Source organism: Salinicoccus jeotgali (assembly GCF_055379195.1).
Genome location: NZ_AP043830.1, coordinates 2251675 through 2269282, shown reverse-complemented (window position 1 = coordinate 2269282; position 17608 = coordinate 2251675). Strand labels below are relative to the sequence as shown.

Annotated in this window: 17 protein-coding genes and 1 riboswitch; of the genes, 12 read left to right on the top strand and 5 right to left on the bottom strand. The window is 42.4% G+C overall.

The window, feature by feature from the left end; genetic code table 11:
* Positions 1–155: 155 nt before the first annotated feature.
* From modA to rpsR, 3 genes are all read left to right on the top strand, one after another.
* Positions 156–911, top strand: a complete 756-nt coding sequence (modA, locus tag ACZ43I_RS11710; RefSeq protein ID WP_344701987.1) for a molybdate ABC transporter substrate-binding protein — start codon at positions 156–158, stop codon at positions 909–911.
* Positions 892–1572, top strand: coding sequence for a molybdate ABC transporter permease subunit (gene modB, locus ACZ43I_RS11705; protein ID WP_344701989.1), 681 nt, complete (start codon positions 892–894; stop codon positions 1570–1572). Before modA ends, modB begins: the two co-directional genes overlap by 20 nt.
* A gap of 204 nt (positions 1573–1776) precedes the next feature.
* A complete protein-coding gene (gene rpsR / locus ACZ43I_RS11700; RefSeq protein WP_344702029.1) occupies positions 1777–2019 on the top strand; it encodes a 30S ribosomal protein S18 in 243 nt (80 codons plus the stop codon).
* A 55-nt stretch (positions 2020–2074) separates the two neighbouring features.
* On the opposite strand, the gene ACZ43I_RS11695 is transcribed toward rpsR, so the two are convergent.
* The 3 genes from ACZ43I_RS11695 to ACZ43I_RS11685 all read right to left on the bottom strand — a co-directional run bounded on the left by ACZ43I_RS11695 (position 2075) and on the right by ACZ43I_RS11685 (position 4134).
* Positions 2075–2332 carry a hypothetical protein gene (locus ACZ43I_RS11695; protein ID WP_344701990.1) on the bottom strand — a complete coding sequence of 86 codons (258 nt, stop codon included), beginning with the start codon at positions 2330–2332 and terminating at the stop codon, positions 2075–2077.
* A 60-nt stretch (positions 2333–2392) separates the two neighbouring features.
* A complete protein-coding gene (locus ACZ43I_RS11690) occupies positions 2393–3133 on the bottom strand; it encodes an SDR family NAD(P)-dependent oxidoreductase (protein WP_344701992.1) in 741 nt (246 codons plus the stop codon).
* Positions 3134–3264: 131 nt separating this feature from the next.
* Positions 3265–4134 (bottom strand): general stress protein, encoded by an 870-nt coding sequence (locus ACZ43I_RS11685; RefSeq protein WP_344701994.1) that lies wholly within the window; start codon positions 4132–4134, stop codon positions 3265–3267.
* Positions 4135–4334: 200 nt separating this feature from the next.
* Here ACZ43I_RS11685 and ACZ43I_RS11680 point away from each other — a divergent pair, with 200 nt between their 5' ends.
* Both ACZ43I_RS11680 and ACZ43I_RS11675 read left to right on the top strand, forming a co-directional pair.
* A complete protein-coding gene (locus ACZ43I_RS11680; protein WP_344701996.1) occupies positions 4335–5177 on the top strand; it encodes a helix-turn-helix transcriptional regulator in 843 nt (280 codons plus the stop codon).
* A 241-nt stretch (positions 5178–5418) separates the two neighbouring features.
* Positions 5419–6009, top strand: coding sequence for a YfbU family protein (locus ACZ43I_RS11675; protein WP_344701998.1), 591 nt, complete (start codon positions 5419–5421; stop codon positions 6007–6009).
* Positions 6010–6049: 40 nt separating this feature from the next.
* Here the strand turns inward: ACZ43I_RS11675 and ACZ43I_RS11670 are convergent, their stop codons facing one another.
* A complete protein-coding gene (locus tag ACZ43I_RS11670; RefSeq protein ID WP_344702000.1) occupies positions 6050–6445 on the bottom strand; it encodes a hypothetical protein in 396 nt (131 codons plus the stop codon).
* Positions 6446–6591: 146 nt separating this feature from the next.
* A riboswitch (purine riboswitch) is annotated at positions 6592–6692 on the top strand.
* A 77-nt stretch (positions 6693–6769) separates the two neighbouring features.
* Between ACZ43I_RS11670 and guaB the strand changes: the two genes are divergently transcribed.
* Both guaB and guaA read left to right on the top strand, forming a co-directional pair.
* Positions 6770–8239 (top strand): IMP dehydrogenase, encoded by a 1470-nt coding sequence (gene guaB, locus ACZ43I_RS11665; RefSeq protein ID WP_344702002.1) that lies wholly within the window; start codon positions 6770–6772, stop codon positions 8237–8239.
* 15 nt (positions 8240–8254) lie between these two features.
* On the top strand, positions 8255–9805 hold the full coding sequence (gene guaA, locus ACZ43I_RS11660) for a glutamine-hydrolyzing GMP synthase (RefSeq protein ID WP_344702004.1): 1551 nt from the start codon (positions 8255–8257) through the stop codon (positions 9803–9805).
* A 292-nt stretch (positions 9806–10097) separates the two neighbouring features.
* Here the strand turns inward: guaA and ACZ43I_RS11655 are convergent, their stop codons facing one another.
* On the bottom strand, positions 10098–10547 hold the full coding sequence (locus ACZ43I_RS11655) for an SRPBCC family protein (protein ID WP_344702006.1): 450 nt from the start codon (positions 10545–10547) through the stop codon (positions 10098–10100).
* A 199-nt stretch (positions 10548–10746) separates the two neighbouring features.
* Between ACZ43I_RS11655 and ACZ43I_RS11650 the strand changes: the two genes are divergently transcribed.
* The 5 genes from ACZ43I_RS11650 to treR all read left to right on the top strand — a co-directional run bounded on the left by ACZ43I_RS11650 (position 10747) and on the right by treR (position 17570).
* On the top strand, positions 10747–12180 hold the full coding sequence (locus ACZ43I_RS11650; RefSeq protein ID WP_344702008.1) for a YfcC family protein: 1434 nt from the start codon (positions 10747–10749) through the stop codon (positions 12178–12180).
* A gap of 95 nt (positions 12181–12275) precedes the next feature.
* The gene (locus ACZ43I_RS11645) at positions 12276–13424 is read left to right on the top strand and encodes a M20 family metallopeptidase (RefSeq protein ID WP_344702010.1); all 1149 of its coding nucleotides are present in this window, start codon (positions 12276–12278) and stop codon (positions 13422–13424) included.
* 245 nt (positions 13425–13669) lie between these two features.
* Entirely contained in the window at positions 13670–15118 is a 1449-nt protein-coding gene (treP, locus tag ACZ43I_RS11640) for a PTS system trehalose-specific EIIBC component (RefSeq protein ID WP_344702012.1), read from the top strand.
* A 24-nt stretch (positions 15119–15142) separates the two neighbouring features.
* Positions 15143–16786 (top strand): alpha,alpha-phosphotrehalase, encoded by a 1644-nt coding sequence (gene treC / locus ACZ43I_RS11635; protein ID WP_344702014.1) that lies wholly within the window; start codon positions 15143–15145, stop codon positions 16784–16786.
* A gap of 55 nt (positions 16787–16841) precedes the next feature.
* Entirely contained in the window at positions 16842–17570 is a 729-nt protein-coding gene (gene treR, locus ACZ43I_RS11630) for a trehalose operon repressor (RefSeq protein WP_344702016.1), read from the top strand.
* Positions 17571–17608 lie beyond the last annotated feature (38 nt).

Genomic DNA, 17608 nt, shown 5'->3' with positions numbered 1-17608 from the left:
GTGTGTATAGAATATAGTGTGGATTCTATACGTAAGGCATCCCGGAAATCCGGGATGCCTTTTTTATTTCACAATAATTCCAAGTAAAGCGTTCTATACAGAATCATAAATGGTTATAATGGCAAGTAAGCATATGACAGGATAGGAGATTTACTATGGGCCGTCGCTTTTTTGCCATGATCATCATGACCGCAATTCTATCAGCCGCATGCAGTGGAGGACAGAAGTCTCAATCCGCGCTTACAATTTCTGTAGCAGCGAGCCTCAGCGCTCCGATGGAAGAACTGGAAAAGATTTATGAGAATAATCATCCCGACGTTGAAATCTCATTCAACTTCGGTGGATCAGGTACATTGCAGCAACAGATTTCCAAAGGGGCGCCTGCAGATCTATTCATCTCAGCGGCTTCAGATAAATTTCAACTGTTAATGGACGAGGGTAGGATTGATGAACAAAACAAGACGGTATTGCTCGGAAACTCTCTAGTATTGATTGTACCTGTAGAAGAGGAAGAAGTGTCAATCAGTTCCCTCGATCAGGTGAACAGAATTTCCATCGGGACCCCGGATTCGGTACCAGCTGGCCGCTATGCTGAAGAAGCATTGGGGGGCATGGATATCCTTAAAGAACTTGAAGATGATATCGTGTATGCAAAAGATGTCAAACAAGTGTTATCTTATGTAGAGACAGGTAATGTGGAAGCCGGCATCGTCTACCGGACTGACGCATTGGTGAGTGATAAGGTGGAAATCATTCATGAATTCCCTGCTGGTTCCCATACGACGATAGAATATCCGGCGGGTGTCCTAAAAGAGGCTCCAAATTATGAAGCTGCAGTGGAATTTTATGAGTTTCTCCAGACTGATGCAGCATTGAAGGTGTTTGAAAGCTATGGATTCACTATTAAATAGTATAACGTGGGAGGCATTTTTCGATCCCATCAGACTCTCCATAAGAGTATCGCTGATTGCTTTTATCATTGTAGTCATTTCAGGCACGCTTATGGCAAAGTGGATGACATCACGGACGTTTCCTGGACAATCCATCATTGAAACACTCATCATGCTGCCGCTCGTGCTGCCACCGACGGTCGTCGGTTTTTTGCTGATTGTCCTATTTGGCAATGACGCGCTGCTCGGATCATGGATAATTTGGCTGTTTGATCAGCCGGTCATCTTTACCTGGTATGCCGCTGTCATCGCCAGTGCAGTAGTGGCGTTTCCACTCATGTACCAATCAGCAAAGGCTGGTTTTGAGAATGTGGATCATGATATAGAAGAAGCTGCTAAGGTAGATGGTGCAGGCCGTTTCCAGACTTTTTTCCGTATTTCGGTTCCACTCGCTTCAAAAGCGCTTTTTGCGGGTGGCGTACTGAGTTTTGCCAGGGCGTTAGGCGAATTCGGCGCGACACTTATGTTTGCGGGAAACATCCCGGGTCGTACACAGACAGTACCAACGGCAATATACATCGCCCTCGATTCAGGAAAGATGACGCTGGCATGGATGTGGGTCATTACTATCGTCATCATTTCTTTCATCATGATGTATTTTGTCAGGGTCAGAAATCGGTGATCCACCTGGCGCCATAATTGTGTAATTATATTCGACAAATGATATAATCCACCAATTGACATAGGAAACAATAGTGTGTACAATATAGCATGCACATACACTTATACACGTTCATCAGGAAATAACGAAATTATAGATTTGGATTTATGAATGCAGTAGCCACACACTGCTGCGTCATCCATTCAATCTGTAGAGGAGGAAAAAATCATGGCAGGTCCAAGAAGAGGCGGTCGCCGTCGTAAAAAGGTTTGCTACTTCACAGCTAATGGTATTACACACATTGACTATAAAGAAGTAGATCTCCTTAAAAAGTTCATTTCAGAACGTGGTAAAATTCTTCCAAGACGTGTAACAGGTACTTCTGCGAAGTATCAGCGCCAGCTTACAAAAGCAATCAAACGCGCACGTCATATGGCATTGCTTCCATATGTTAAGGAAGAACAATAATATAAGCTAAATGAAAACCCCTTGATATCAATAGTATCAAGGGGTTTTCCTATGTCTAAATTTGATTTTCAGGTGAGGTAAATAAAGAGTCTCCCGGAACTAAAGCTCGATGAATGAAGAAATTATCGTAGGAGCAACTCTCCTGATCACAATGGTGGTTGTTTATAGGAGAGTTGCTGATAAACAAGAACCTCAAGTTAAAAATTCCTGGTGGGGAAGGTACCAACTGATTAAAATCCTCTTCCGTCTCTTTAACGGTCAGTTCTGCTGCTTTAGGGACCAACTCATCAAACTTAATTGTAACGTTTTCCATGTCATCACCACCTCCCTTTAAGGAGAGTACCAATTGATATCAAAAGGTTTCCTCCCTCTTTTAACGTCCAACTGTCCAGCCACCGTCTACTTTAATTTCAGCTCCCTGCATATAGTCGGATTCGTCCGAAGCCAGGAAAACGGCTACGGCGGCTATTTCATCCGGTTTGCCGGCTCTGCCTGCAGGAATATCTTTTAGCCTTTCATCTTGGATGCCTTCAGTCATGGGCGTCTCAATGAATCCTGGAGCGATTAAATTGGATTTGATGCCTTTATGGCCGAAATCATAGGCCAATTGTTTTGTGAAACCGCTGATGGCATGTTTACTCGTTACATAAGTGTTGCCACCCGCACCAGCGACAAATGTCGATTGTGATCCGACATTGATGATGGAACCTTTGCCCTTATCTAAAAGTATGGGCATGATTGCTTTTGTGACAAGGTATGGCCCTTTAACATTCACATCCATCAATTTATCAAAATCCGCTTCATCCGTTTCAATGATGTTGTTGTAGGCATCATGGATGCCTGCCCCGTTATACAGCACATCAATAGTACCGTATTCCTTCACTATTTTATCAACGCCATCTTTAACCGAAGCTGTATTTGTTATATCCATTTGTACGAAGATCGCCTCTCCGTTTTCTTTTTCGATATCTGTAACGATGCTTTGGGCGTGCGCTTCATTGGTTCCGACTACAGCGACCTTGGCATCTTCTTTTGAGAACATTTTAGCCGTAGCTTCGCCAAGTCCTGACGTACCTCCTATTACTACTGCCACTTTGTTGTCTAATCTTCCCATTCTTTTCTCCTCCTTGATTATTTTAAAGTCCCATTATCTCTAAATGAATCCAAAACTATCATCGATACCTATCTATTGGGGATAGTAATGAATAAATCCCCACGGCTTGGCACCGTAGGGAAGGGCAATCGTTAAAAATCATTCCTCTTATCATTCTCATCTGTGCGCCTACGTTCTATAGATTCGTCGTGAGAATCCGGTGTCACGGTTTTGTCGACATGTATCTCTTGTGTACCGGTTTCGTCTTTATCATTACGCCCTGTGAACGTCCTGCGGGAATTAGGCTCTACAGTTTTATTGACGTGTACTTCTTGTGTACCAGTTTCGTCTCTAGCTCCATGCTTCGTAGGGGCGTTATCGGGATCAGGTTCCACAGTTTTGTCGACGTAGACTTCCTGTGTGTCGGTCTGGTCTCCATCTTTTTCATCAGTATCCGGATTTGACGATGATTCTCCTTCAAATGAATCTTCCATATGATGGGTATCGACCAAATCTTGATTACGAGGTGTTTCAGACATCTCCTCATCTATGATACGAGTTTTCTCTTTCTCATTATCGTCCAACTTGCTTGTGGCATATACACTGCCTGGAGTGGAATCAGGCATGTTCGGAGTCTGTCCTTTATCGACACGGTTTTCATCCGTTTCAAGAAGTGGATCTGTCGGAGCATCAATCGTAGCTCCTTTTTCTTCGTCACTAACATAAAGCAGGATTTTCCCACTGTCCAGTGCTTCTTTATATTCCTTTTCTTCTTCAGTGCTGAGATTCAATTCAGTCATTACGTGGTCTTCAGGATTTTCAGATGAGAACCAGGCGACGATTTTGTCCCAAGTGGTTCCGTCGGCATTCTTGTAATTGACATCATTATAATTTACAGAAGCCCCTTCGATATTTTGACTGGAAATCACCGTCATCTGCTTCTCTTTGATACCTTCTGCCTTCAATCCTTCGATTCTACCTGTCAATTCCTGTTCGCTCAAAAATGTTTCAATCTTACGCATCGTCCATCCCTCCATCTTATTGGGTTCAATCATCATCTACATATACTGGAATATAAATTGGCTTGAATACATCCTGCTGTTTAGTAGGTTTTTCATACAATATTCATATACCCTGCACAATTGGGCATAAACTCCCCTTCATAATTTGATGGACGCATCACCTCATGCTGTGGAATAATATCAAAAAGGGGTGACATTTATTGGAAAGTGTCGGAAGTAGAATCAGTATGAGAAGAAAGATGATCGGATTATCCCAAACTGCCTTAGGCAGAGGGATCGTCTCTCAATCAGTAATCTCAAGGTTGGAAAATGATCAATTTGACATATCGTTGGATAAATTGATGCGTATAATGGAGCGATTGAATCTAAGCCTCCATGATGTGTTCTGTAATGGGGAGAAGACACCTGCAAAAATGATGCAAGAAGCGTTGGATACAGCAAGAAGAGAGCAGGATTTCGTTAAAATCAAAAGTATATTGGAGAAGCATGATCAAAAAACCTGGAGTCAGACGCCAGATCTTGAAGGGTATAAACATTGGCATGAAGGTTTGATAGAGTATTCCAAAGGACATCTGGAAGTGGCTCAGGAGAAAATTTCCCGGGCAATAGAAAAGAATATAACAAATGAATGGATGTATGAAGCGGTAGCGGAAATGTATCTGGATAAGGGGAACATCCACCATTTGCTGGGAAAAGAAGGCATCGATTTCTATAAGGAAGCCGAGGCCTACTATCAGAAGTCAGGACGGAAATCCTATAGATTAATCGTGAAGATACTTTATAATTTGAGCACTGCATACTGCAGACAAGAAGAATATAGTAAGGTGATGAAATACTCGGATAAAAGTATAGAAATTTTAAATAGACATGAATCGACTTATCTCATGTGTGAAACGCTCTGTAACCAGTCCGTCGCCGAGTTTCATCTGGGTAATGAGTCAAAGGCCTTAAAAATAATTGATGAAAGTAGACATTTATTCAGAATGGGTAGGAAACTGGAAATGGTAATCCAATTGAATAATTATTCTGAGGAGAATATTTGAGGTAACTAGCTATCTTATTCATAAAGCGCAATTTAAAATATGGATAGGATGCTGAAAGCATCTAATACAAGGGGGAATTAATATGAAGGATGTCCATCAGAAAGAATCTGTTGTGCCAAGTGTTCTGGATAAGCTAAAAAAGAAGTGTGTGCAAGAATCGAGAAGGGGCCGGTCGAATGGGTACAGATGTCTGGATTGTATCTTCTAGATGAACGGATTGAATAATAAGAGCATTCGATTATTGATTTTTAATCAGTTCAAATTGTTTAGTATACTTGAACCTTCCAATAAGGAATCCTATAAGTATTATATGGATATTCTTACAGAAGGAATCATAAAACACTATCCTGATATTTTGGAGTGCATCTGCAGTGAAGGGGATGAAGTGCGGTCAGAAATTTCGGACGAAGTCGATCTGCTTATTGAAATGTTCAATAAGATTGAAAGTGCAGTCAACCTCATGGAAAAAAGCCAAAAAAGAATCATAACCGATAAATATCATGTGCATTTCAATGGTTTTGACCCTGACAATAATAAAGAAATTCAGCATTATACATATTTTAATTTTCTGAAGCGGTATGGGAAAGTGTGTGGGGAAGAAAGAAGTGATGCTTTCAATCTTTCACTGCATCACTATAGGTGGATGATCAAAAAGTATGAACCATATATGCATTCCAACAGTCTTTCTGTGAAACAGATAAAACGCATATGTTTGAAGAAAGGGGATGAGTCACAAGTTTTGAGACCCATCTACCGCGATTTCTCAGAAGCAGCCGTAGGCCATGGTATGCATGCCATAAAAGAGCCTGAATTATACCTGAACGATAATTAAAATATAAAAATACGATTCGGTCCATTGCCGAATCGTATTTTTATTCTAAGTCTCTGGTACTTTCCTTGAAATCAGCTTCTGCACTCTCTGTCCTTTCGTCTCCATCTTCTTCCCTTTCTTTCTTTTCAAGATCAGAATAGATGAGTAGATAGTTGCCTTGGCTTATTTTGAAAAGATATTTTTCGATCTCGTCCTCATCGAGTTCAAAATCATGAAGATAGCGCTCGGCGGGTTCATTTCTAGATAATATCTCCTTTAAACCCCTCTCGTCAGGCACATGCATATGAAAGTGGACTTCCATATATTCGAGTGCATCAAATTCAAGATCATCTCTTCCTAGGAGATGTATATCATCTTCATAGTAGTCTTCAGCTTTCAACTGTGTAATCCGATCTAGCACCGATTCTTGACTATCGTAGAGTTCAAAAAAGTTCACAACGGCCACCTCATATCTTCTATTAGCTTTTCATGATGTTTTCCCTTTGCAGCGAACTTATAAACTTAAATATCCATTGTTTAAATTTTCGTCATTTTCTACATATTAGCAAATGCATTGTTAATGCTGCTGCTTTTTGCTATCATAAATAATTAAATATTTTATTTCATATAATCATAATGATATGGATTATGAGTTTCTATGCTTTACCTTAAATGAAGCTACTATGGAATAACAAGTGAATGTCCGAATGGGGCTGTTTTTTCATTGTTCCTATCATATGTGTTTTATTGAGGTGCACTAATTCAAATAGGAGGCAATAAAATGTGGGAAAGTAAGTTCGAAAAAGAAGGTTTGACATTCGATGATGTGCTGCTTATGCCAGCTCATTCAGAAGTACTGCCTAAAGGAGTGGACTTGTCAGTCCAGCTCTCGGAAAAGATTAAGCTCAACATTCCAGTATTGAGCGCAGGCATGGATACCGTCACGGAATCTGCAATGGCGATTGCCCTTGCACGTCAGGGCGGCCTCGGTGTCATCCACAAAAACATGTCGATCGAACGCCAACGAGACGAAGTCCAAAAGGTTAAACGTTCAGAAAATGGCGTCATCACGGACCCATTCTTCCTGACCAAAGAAGAACAAGTCTTTGCGGCAGAACATCTGATGGGTAAATACAGAATTTCTGGCGTACCGATAGTAAACGATCCCGATGAGAAGAAACTGATCGGCATCATCACCAACCGTGACCTTAGATTCATAGAAGACTACTCCAAACCGATAGATGACGTCATGACGAAGCACAATCTTGTCACTGCTGGCGTTGGAACAACCCTGAAGGAAGCAGCCCAGATTCTTCAAGAGTACAGGATTGAAAAACTGCCCCTAGTTGATGAAAATAACATATTAAAAGGCCTCATCACGATAAAAGATATCGAAAAGGTTATAGAATTCCCTCAAGGTGCAAAAGATGATCAGGGACGCTTATTGGTAGCAGCAGCCATCGGTATCGCAAGAGAGACCGACAAGCGTGCAGAAGAGTTGATTTCAGCGGGTGTCGACGCACTTGTCATCGATACGGCCCACGGCCATTCAGAAGGCGTGCTGAATTCAATAGCAGATATACGCAAGAAATTCCCAGACATCACTCTTATTGCAGGTAACGTGGCGACTGCCGAAGGTACGAAAGCACTAATCAATGCAGGAGTGGATGTAGTCAAAGTAGGCATTGGCCCAGGTTCAATCTGTACAACGCGTGTCGTTTCAGGTGTCGGTGTCCCACAAATCACAGCCATCTATGATGCTGCGACAGAAGCGCGTAAACACGGTAAAGCTATAATCGCAGATGGCGGCATAAAACTATCCGGTGATATCGTCAAGGCGCTCGCAGCGGGCGGACATGCTGTAATGCTCGGCAGCCTTCTGGCGGGAACAAGCGAATCCCCAGGCGATACCGAGATATTCCAGGGCAGAAGATATAAGACCTATCGCGGCATGGGCTCTCTCGGCGCCATGGAACAAGGCTCGAAAGACCGTTATTTCCAGGAAGATTCTGAAGCTAAAAAATTCGTTCCTGAAGGCATAGAAGGCCGTACGGAGTACAAAGGCCCACTTAGTGATACAGTCTATCAGCTAATGGGTGGCCTTAGATCGGGTATGGGTTATACCGGATCTGCGAACCTTCAGGAATTGAGGGAAGAATCGCAATTCATTAAAATCACAGGTGCTGGGATGGTCGAAAGTCATCCACATGATGTACAGATTACTAAAGAATCCCCAAACTATTCTAGATAGGAGCACTGTTTAAAGATGGAAATGGCTAAAGAACAAGAACTGATCCTGGTAATCGATTACGGCAGTCAATACAACCAACTCATTACAAGACGCATCAGAGATCTCGGAGTCTACAGTGAGCTCCATAACCCGAGCATTACACTTGAAGAGATAAAAGAGTTGAATCCACAAGGCATCATTCTCTCCGGTGGCCCACGCTCTGTCTATGCTGACAATGCCTGGACAGTCGATCCTGGAGTGTTCGATTTGGATATACCAGTGCTCGGCATCTGCTATGGCATGCAACTCATCACGCATCTTAATGGTGGGGAAGTAATCGCCTCTAACGAAAGAGAGTTTGGTGCGACCAATATCACTTTAGACTCTGAAGTGGAATCTCCATTATTCAAAGGACTCAATGAAGTTGAGACTGTCCTTATGAGCCACAGTGATAAAGTTACCCGCATCCCTGAAGACTATATAAAGATAGCTGAAACATCGAATTGCCAGTACGCTGGTATCCAGCATAGAGATAAGGATATCTACGGAGTGCAGTTCCATCCCGAGTCCAAACACACGGAGAACGGAGATACATTCATCAAAAACTTCATCCGGGATATATGTGAATGTCATGGTGAGTGGACGATGGATAATTTCATCGATATCGAAATTGAAAAGATCCGTGAAACAGTCGGCGATCGGAAAGTGCTTTGTGCCATGAGTGGCGGAGTCGATTCCTCCGTTACAGCAGTATTGATGCACAGGGCAATCGGCGATAATCTCACGTGCATCTTCGTCGATCATGGACTCCTTAGAAAAGGTGAAGCGGAAATGGTTATGGAACACTTTGGTGAAGGTTTCAATATGAACATCATCAAAGTGGATGCGAAAGACCGGTTCATGAACAAACTTAAAGGCGTCAGCGATCCAGAACAAAAGCGCAAGATCATCGGCAACGAGTTCATCTATGTATTTGATGATGAAGCATCCAAACTTGAAGATGTGGACTTCTTGGCGCAAGGTACACTGTATACGGATATCATCGAATCCGGTACAGAAACTGCAACAACCATCAAATCCCATCATAATGTAGGCGGCTTGCCTGAAGATATGCAGTTCAAGCTGCTCGAGCCGCTCAATACATTATTCAAGGACGAAGTGCGCGAACTCGGCATCGAGCTTGGGATTCCTGAACACCTCGTATGGAGACAACCATTCCCAGGCCCTGGTCTCGGCATCAGAATCCTAGGTGAAATCACTGAAGAGAAGCTTGAAATCGTCCGTGAAAGCGATTGGATCCTACGCGATGAGATCGCTAAAGCAGGGCTCGATCGGGAAATATGGCAGTACTTCACTGTACTTCCAGACATCCGTTCAGTCGGTGTGATGGGCGATTACAGGACATACAGCCACACCATCGGCATCCGGGCCGTTACAAGCATCGACGGTATGACGAGTGAGTTCGCTAAGATTGACTGGGATGTGCTCGAGCGCATATCCAAACGCCTCGTCAATGAGAGCGAGCAGATCAACCGGGTCGTATATGACATTACAAGTAAACCACCTGCCACGATCGAGTGGGAGTAGGGGAAAAGAACGAATCAAATTGGCCACTGTGCTAGATACTTCTCTACTATTTACTTCTTATCTTTGTTGCCGTGAGTATTTGATCAAATAAAAAATACAAGAAGTATAAAAGGAGCTAAATCTCGAAGGATTTAGCTCCTTTTCTTTTTCATTTTTATAGCAAAATATGAGGTAGCGATAGAAATAAGAAATCGAGATCTAATGGTAATAGTTTTGCGTGGATTAAATTCTCAGGTCTCGATATTTAGCATATGAATAGCATCATCTTCAGGAAATATATTCGATAAAGATTCTACTGTGCTTCGCATGCCTGTTTAATATCTTGGAGGTCTTGTTCGAGTGTTTTGCCCATGGATTTCTTCATCATATTACCAAAAACTTTAGACATCGTCTTAGATATAAAAGTCGTACCTCGTCCTTCAAATGACATTTCAAGGATTACGCTATCCCCATCTTCTGTAATCGTGAGGCAGGATACATAAATTGCACCATGGTTCTCTGCTCTCGTCTTATAGTAGTGGTTTTGCTGATATTCGGTAATCCACATCACTTCATAAGATTCTTTCCCAAATATTCTTCTTGTTTCTTTCCATTTGAGACCAACAAGATCATCGCCGGCTGGCGTAATTATTTCTATATCAGTGATGCCTCCGATAAAATCAGAAGAGTGTTCAATATCCGTAATTATCGCCCATACTTTTTCTTTTGTGTTATTAATTTTAACTTTTTTCGATACTATCATATACTAACCTCCATATTTTGAGAGATGAGAAACCTTGTTTTAATCATATTTTTCCAGAGCAAAAATTATTATTAACTAAATATCATTGTATTCTCAATTGACACTCTTTTCAGTTAATAGTAACATACCTTTAAATAACCGAATCTATTCTAGAGTAGAATTTTGTTTATTTCATCATAACTAAAAGAAGGAGGATAATATGAAGAAATCTAATGAAAATGAATTAGAGGATAACCATCCGAAAAAAAGACGTTTTGCGATGCCAGATGCTTTCATCATAATATTTGGTATTGCTTTTTTATCGGCAATTGCGACTTATATCGTACCGGCTGGGTCTTATGAGCGCGAAGAAGTAGGCGGTATTACACAAGCTATACCAGACAGTTTCAGTTTCACAGAATCCAATCCTACATCTTTACTGGATCTATTTCTTGCTATTCAACAAGGAATGATAGAATCGGGTAACATTATTTTCCTTATTTTTATGATAGGCGGGGCCGTAGCTGTTTTGGATGCTTCTGGAGCGATTGATGCAGGAATAAATGCTCTGGTTAGAAAAACCAAGGGAAATACGATGCTGCTCATCGCCTCGGTTACAACGATTTTCGGTATCATCTGTACAGTTGGCGTTGCTTCAAATGCGGTAATTGCTTTTATCCCATTGGGAATTGGACTTGCAAAAGCTCTGAAGTTGGATGCGATTGCTGGTGTAGCAATTGTCTATCTCGGATTTTATGCAGGAAATACGGCAGGAGTTCTGGAACCGACCATACTGGGTGTCGCACAGACTATTGCTGAATTGCCACTATTCTCTGGTCTTCTTCTGCGTTTGGCAGTATTCATAGTATTGATGGCTGTGACCATTCTATACATCGTCCGCTACATAAATAAAATCAGTAAGGATCCATCGCTCAGTCTGATGGGTAATACGCCCTTCACCATCAGTTCTGATGAAGATGATGCTAGACAGGCGAATCAATCCTTTACCAAAAAGCATGTTGCAGTTATTTTTGTATTCTTGATTTTTATAGGCATATTCCTATTCGGTGCACTGAGATTGGGATGGTCAGTAAATGAATTGTCAGCAATTTTCATCATGATGGCTATCGTCGTTGCAGCAGTAGACAGAATAACACCTAATGAATTCATCAGAAGGTTCATGAATGGTGCTAAAGCAATCACTTATGGAGCACTCGTTGTAGGTATTGCGCGTGCAGTCATCGTAGTGATGCAAGAAGGCAATATCATGGATACGATTGTATATGCTGCTTTGACACCATTGGAATCAATGGGTGTGGGTTTCGGTGCAATGGCACTTTATGCTTTCAACTTGCTTTTTAATCTGCTGGTTACCTCCGGAACAGGCCAGGCATCTATTGTCATGCCACTGATGGTGCCACTTGTTGATATGCTCGACATTACTCGCCAAACAGGTGTTTTAGCAATGAAATTGGGTGATGGAATTACTAATATCATAACACCTACCTCGGGCGTTCTTATGGCAGTTTTAGCTGTTGGTGGCGTTTCTTGGACCAGATGGTTCCGCTTCATCTATCCACTTGTCCTGATATGGGTAGGAGTAGGGGCAATATTTATGCTCCTTGCGGTCATGATCGATTATGGTCCGTTTTAAAATTTTTCGGTAATGATTTCCAGTAACAATAAAAGCATAAAAGTATTTGTAAACAGAAAAATACTCTTCATGTGTTAAAAGTATAGGAGGACGTTATGAAATCGTTTATCTATGACCACTCAAAAGAAATGTTGGAGATGCTCAAAAAGTTGGTTAATACTGATAGTGGTTCCTATGATAAGGAAGGCGTCGATAAAGTAGGACAACTATTAATGGAGCATTTCAACAATCTTGGCTTTATAGCAGATGTACATGAAAATGAAAAGTTAGGAAATAATATTGTGCTGAGACATCAAGATGCTCGACGACCAAAATTTTTGATAGTTGCGCACATGGATACAGTTTTTCCGAAAGGAACAGTGGATGAACGACCGTTCAGTATGGAGGATGGTTTTGCATATGGACCGGGCGTGATAGATATGAAGGCGAGCCATGTCATGCTTTATTACGCTATGAAAGCTTTGATGGAAGAAAATGTCCCCGCCTATAAAGATGTGGAAATCATATTCAATAGCGACGAGGAGATAGGGACCATCGGATCGCGAAAACTAATAGAAGAAAAAGCTAAGGATAAAGAATATGTGCTTGTTCTAGAACCGGCCCGCCCAAGCGGTTCATTTGTAAGTTCACGTCGTGGAGTAGGGCAATACCAGTTAGAAATCAGAGGGAAATCAGCACATTCTGGCATGAATCCTGAAGATGGCATCAGTGCCATTGAAGAGATGGCACATAAGATAATTGAATTGAAGACACTTGAGGACCCCGAAAATGGCTTGAATATAAATATCGGACTAATTGAAGGAGGGACCTCCGTCAATACAGTAGCACCAATCGCCAAAGCGGGAATTGATGTTCGCATCAGCACCCAGGAGCAAGCGGCGGAAATTGATGAAAAGATCCAAAAAGTGTGTAATGAAAGCACGGTTACAGGAGCAGAATTAACACTCACTGGGGGTATCAATCGGCCACCGATGGAATTTGCGTCTAGTGTCGGGGAGCTTGTCGATATCGTCTTGAAGGAAGCGGAATCACTTGGAATAGAAATTGATCATATTGCAAGCGGTGGCGGTTCGGATGCCTCATTTACAGCTGCGATGGGTATTCCAACAATTGACGGGATGGGACCTGTCGGCGGTAAACAACATACTGAGAGAGAATATCTAGTTATAGATACGCTTATGGAAAGGACAACCCTGTTCATTAATGTCGTACGCCGACTCCATAAAATGTACGTGAATGAATAGTCGAATGAAAATCTGCCCTGTTTGATTGCTGCCCCTCCATTGGATACAACATCATAGACTTAAGATAGATTAAACAGAGACCAATATAGAGATTAGATTATAATACGAAAAAGAACGATTATTTACGGATGCTGCTTTTATAAGCAGCATTTTTTTAATACCACCGGATTTATGAAAGCCTTTACATAACATGTATATACATGCTATAATTACACCGAAATATAAAATAGGGGAGAGTGAATAGGATGGCAGTGAATAGGGATGATGTTAAAGAAATTATCGAGGCGATCGGCGGCAAGGAAAACGTTAATGCCGCTACGCATTGTGTGACGCGCTTGCGGCTTGCATTGGAAGACGAATCGAAAGTGGATAAAGAGAAGCTTGATTCCATCGACCTGGTCAAAGGCTCATTTGCAGCAAACAACCAGTTTCAAGTGGTCATCGGCCAAGGCACGGTGAATGACGCCTTCAAAATCTTCGAAGAGGAGACCGGCAGGGGCGGCGGCTCTAAAGATGAAGTGAAAGCTGCAGCTGCGCAGAAGATGAACCCGATCCAGCGTTTCATCAAGGTGCTTGGAGATATCTTCATACCTATCCTACCGGCCATCGTGACCGCGGGTCTGCTTCTTGGTATCAATAACCTGCTTACAGTAGAAGGCTTGTTTTGGGAAAATGAGTCCGTCATAAGTCAATTCCCAGGTATCGAAGGCATCGCGAGCATGATCAACTTCATCGCGGTCGCACCATTCATCTTCCTTCCTGTGCTGATTGGCTGGTCGGCCATGAAGGTGTTTGGGGGCAATCCTTTGCTTGGTATTGCTTTAGGTGTCGCACTTTGTCACCCAGATCTTGCCAGTCAGTACGGTTTATTCGATGCTGATGCGGGAGAACTTGCTGAAATTCCTACATGGAACTTCTTTGGACTTCAGATTGAACAATTGAACTATCGGGGACAGGTTCTCCCAGTGCTGGTCGCAGCATGGCTGCTTGCCAAAGTGGAGAATTTCTTCGATAAACGCATCCACGACATGTTTAAGCTGCTTCTGGTTGCACCGATTTCCCTGCTGGTTGTCGGTATCCTTACATTTACACTAATCGGACCGGTCACGTTATTCCTGAGCGGCATCATCTCAGACAGCATCGTATGGTTGTTTGAATCTGCAGGAATATTGGGCGGAGCAGTATATGGATTGTTCTATGCTCCACTTGTCATTACAGGACTCCATCATATGTTCCTTGCGATGGATCTTCAGCTAATTGGAACTACCGGAGCGACATATCTATGGCCGATCCTCGCGATCTCCAATATTGCCCAAGGTTCTGCAGCGTTCGGCGCATGGGTCATCTATCGTCAACAGAAAAAGAAAAAAGAGGAAGGCCTGGCCATGACTTCTGGTATTTCAGGTTGGCTCGGGGTTACTGAACCCGCAATGTTCGGTGTGAATCTCCCTCTTAAATACCCATTCCTTGCAGCGATTCTGACAACTTCAGTGGTCGGCGGAATATTCGGCATGAATGGTCTGACAGCTGCCAGTGTCGGAGTCGGCGGAGTACCGGGCGTCATCTCAATTACTGAAGGTTTCTGGCTCCTATTCACAATCGGAATGCTGATCGCGATCGTTGTACCATTCTTGCTTACCCTGCTCTTTTCGAGATTCGCTAAAGAGAAGACTAAAGATATGGTGGATGAGTAAAACAATTAAAAGGAGTTTTTTATAATGACGTCTAAAGACTGGAGAAAATCGGTCGTTTATCAAATCTACCCGAAATCATTCAATGACACGACCGGAAGCGGTCAGGGGGACATTAGGGGAATCATCGAGAAACTTGATTATTTCAAGTTTCTCGGTGTGGACTATCTCTGGTTGACGCCGGTTTATAAATCACCAATGAATGATAATGGGTATGATATCAGTGACTATTACGAAATTAATCCTGATTTTGGAACTAAGGAAGATTTGAAAGAACTCCTCGACCAGGCACAAGATAAAGGTATCAAAATAATGATGGATATAGTCATCAATCACACCTCCACTTCCCACAATTGGTTCGTAGAATCAAAAAAATCCAGGGATAATGAATATCGGGATTACTATATATGGAAAGATGGCACCTATGACGCTCCTCCCACGAACTGGGAATCAAAGTTCGGCGGCAATGCATGGACTTATGATGATGATACAAACCAGTATTACCTGCGCCTTTTCGATGTGACCCAAGCGGACTTGAATTGGGAAAACGAAGAAGTGCGTCGTAAGATCTACGATATGATCAACTACTGGATAGACTTCGGAGTCGATGGATTCCGCTTCGATGTCATCAACTTGATCTCTAAAGGTGAATTTAAAGATGCTGACGGACCGGGCAAAGAATTTTACACTGATGGCCCTAAGGTTCATGAATATATAAAAGAATTGAATCTGGAAACGTTCGGAGGCAAAGATATCATGACGGTCGGGGAAATGTCCTCGACGACCATAGAACATTGCCTGAAATATACACGTCCAGAGAGGAACGAATTGAATTCGGTGTTTACATTCCATCATTTGAAGGTGGATTATCCGGGAGGGGAAAAGTGGGCCTTGGCGGATTTCGATTTCCTGCAACTGAAGCGGATATTGATGGAATGGCAGGAAGCGATGGACCAGGGGGGCGGATGGAACGCAATTTTCTGGTGCAACCATGATCAGCCCCGGGTCGTCTCCCGATTTGGAAGTGATGCGACTGAAGAAGATAGAGTGCTCAGCAGCAAGATGCTTGCGATTGCGCTGCATGGGTTGAAAGGAACTCCTTACATTTACCAAGGAGAAGAGATCGGTATGACCAATCCCGGCTTCACCCGTATTGATCAGTATTGTGACGTCGAGAGCTTGAACGCATATACATCAATGAGGGAAAAGGGTATGAGTATTGACCTTGTCATGAGGATTCTCGCCTCAAAATCGAGGGATAATTCGCGCACGCCGATGCAGTGGAATGACTCGAAGCATGCTGGCTTCACAGAAGGGTACCCTTGGATAGAAGTAGCTGATAATTACGGGACAATTAATGTAGAAAAAGCATTGGAAGACAAAAATTCCATCCTCTATACCTATAGGGACTTGATTCGACTTAGGCATGAAAAGGACGTTCTGACCTACGGCGATGTCAGACCACACCTTATGGGGGATGATGATCTATTCGTGTACGAGCGCCTGTATGAGGGTGAGCGCATTACAGTGATAGCTAATTTTCGTAATAAGGCTGTTGAATATCCGCCAGATGTTGAGCGTGGAGGAGAAGTGCTTATTTCCAACTATGATAAAACAGCAGAGGTGCTCAGGCCTTTTGAAGCTCTGATGATTTATGGACAAGATAGCTAGAAAAAGTTAAGATGTATATGATTTATATACATCCGAAGAATGGCCGGTGAACAGAATGAACATAAATAAGTATAACCATATATATCAGGTGCTATCGAGTGACATCGCAGAAGGTAAGTATGAAGTCGGCGGCGTACTGCCTTCAGAACATACACTTGTCAGCGTTTTTGAGGTTTCCCGCGAAACAGTGAGGAAAGCGCTCAACCTTTTGAGGGAAAATGGGTACATCCAAAAAGTGAAGGGTAAGGGTTCAGTCGTCATCTACAATCCTTCCATGGACTTCACCGTCTCCCACCTCACAAGCTTTAAGGAAATACAGAGTCTGAAAACAACACAATATTCTACTAATGTTGTAGAATTGGAACAACATTTCGCACAAGACTTTCCAAAAGTTATGGATGCGTTAAAAATTAAACCTGATGAGAAAATATGGCAGCTTATCCGGGAACGCAAATTCAACGATAAAACGCATATCGTCGACACTGACTTCTTCATGGTCGACATGATGCCCGGACTTACAGAGGAAATTGCAGAGGACTCGATCTATGAATATATAGAAGATAAATTGGGTCTGACTATCGCCTATTCCCATAAGGAGATCACCTTCGACCCGATGAATGAAAGAGATCTCGAGCTGTTTGGAAATGCCCTTCCCAGATATACTGCTACCGTTCGTTCCATAGTGCATTTGAGCAACGCTCAGCCATTCCAATATAATATCTCCAAGCATCTGGCCAATGAATTCAAGTTCATTGATTTTTCTCGCAGGTTTCATGGAGAGTAGCATTAATCTTGCATTCGATTGTTGATTTTGATATTATA

What these genes read in the sequence shown, in the direction of transcription:
- modB (WP_344701989.1), top strand. Translation starts at nt 892, where the DNA reads ATGGATTCACTATTAAATAGTATAACGTGGGAGGCATTTTTCGATCCC.
- ACZ43I_RS11655 (WP_344702006.1), bottom strand. Translation starts at nt 10,547, where the DNA reads ATGATAGTATCGAAAAAAGTTAAAATTAATAACACAAAAGAAAAAGTA.
- ACZ43I_RS11685 (WP_344701994.1), bottom strand. Translation starts at nt 4,134, where the DNA reads ATGCGTAAGATTGAAACATTTTTGAGCGAACAGGAATTGACAGGTAGA.
- ACZ43I_RS11645 (WP_344702010.1), top strand. Translation starts at nt 12,276, where the DNA reads ATGAAATCGTTTATCTATGACCACTCAAAAGAAATGTTGGAGATGCTC.
- guaA (WP_344702004.1), top strand. Translation starts at nt 8,255, where the DNA reads ATGGAAATGGCTAAAGAACAAGAACTGATCCTGGTAATCGATTACGGC.
- treR (WP_344702016.1), top strand. Translation starts at nt 16,842, where the DNA reads ATGAACATAAATAAGTATAACCATATATATCAGGTGCTATCGAGTGAC.
- treC (WP_344702014.1), top strand. Translation starts at nt 15,143, where the DNA reads ATGACGTCTAAAGACTGGAGAAAATCGGTCGTTTATCAAATCTACCCG.
- ACZ43I_RS11695 (WP_344701990.1), bottom strand. Translation starts at nt 2,332, where the DNA reads ATGGAAAACGTTACAATTAAGTTTGATGAGTTGGTCCCTAAAGCAGCA.
- ACZ43I_RS11690 (WP_344701992.1), bottom strand. Translation starts at nt 3,133, where the DNA reads ATGGGAAGATTAGACAACAAAGTGGCAGTAGTAATAGGAGGTACGTCA.
- guaB (WP_344702002.1), top strand. Translation starts at nt 6,770, where the DNA reads ATGTGGGAAAGTAAGTTCGAAAAAGAAGGTTTGACATTCGATGATGTG.
- modA (WP_344701987.1), top strand. Translation starts at nt 156, where the DNA reads ATGGGCCGTCGCTTTTTTGCCATGATCATCATGACCGCAATTCTATCA.
- ACZ43I_RS11650 (WP_344702008.1), top strand. Translation starts at nt 10,747, where the DNA reads ATGAAGAAATCTAATGAAAATGAATTAGAGGATAACCATCCGAAAAAA.
- treP (WP_344702012.1), top strand. Translation starts at nt 13,670, where the DNA reads ATGGCAGTGAATAGGGATGATGTTAAAGAAATTATCGAGGCGATCGGC.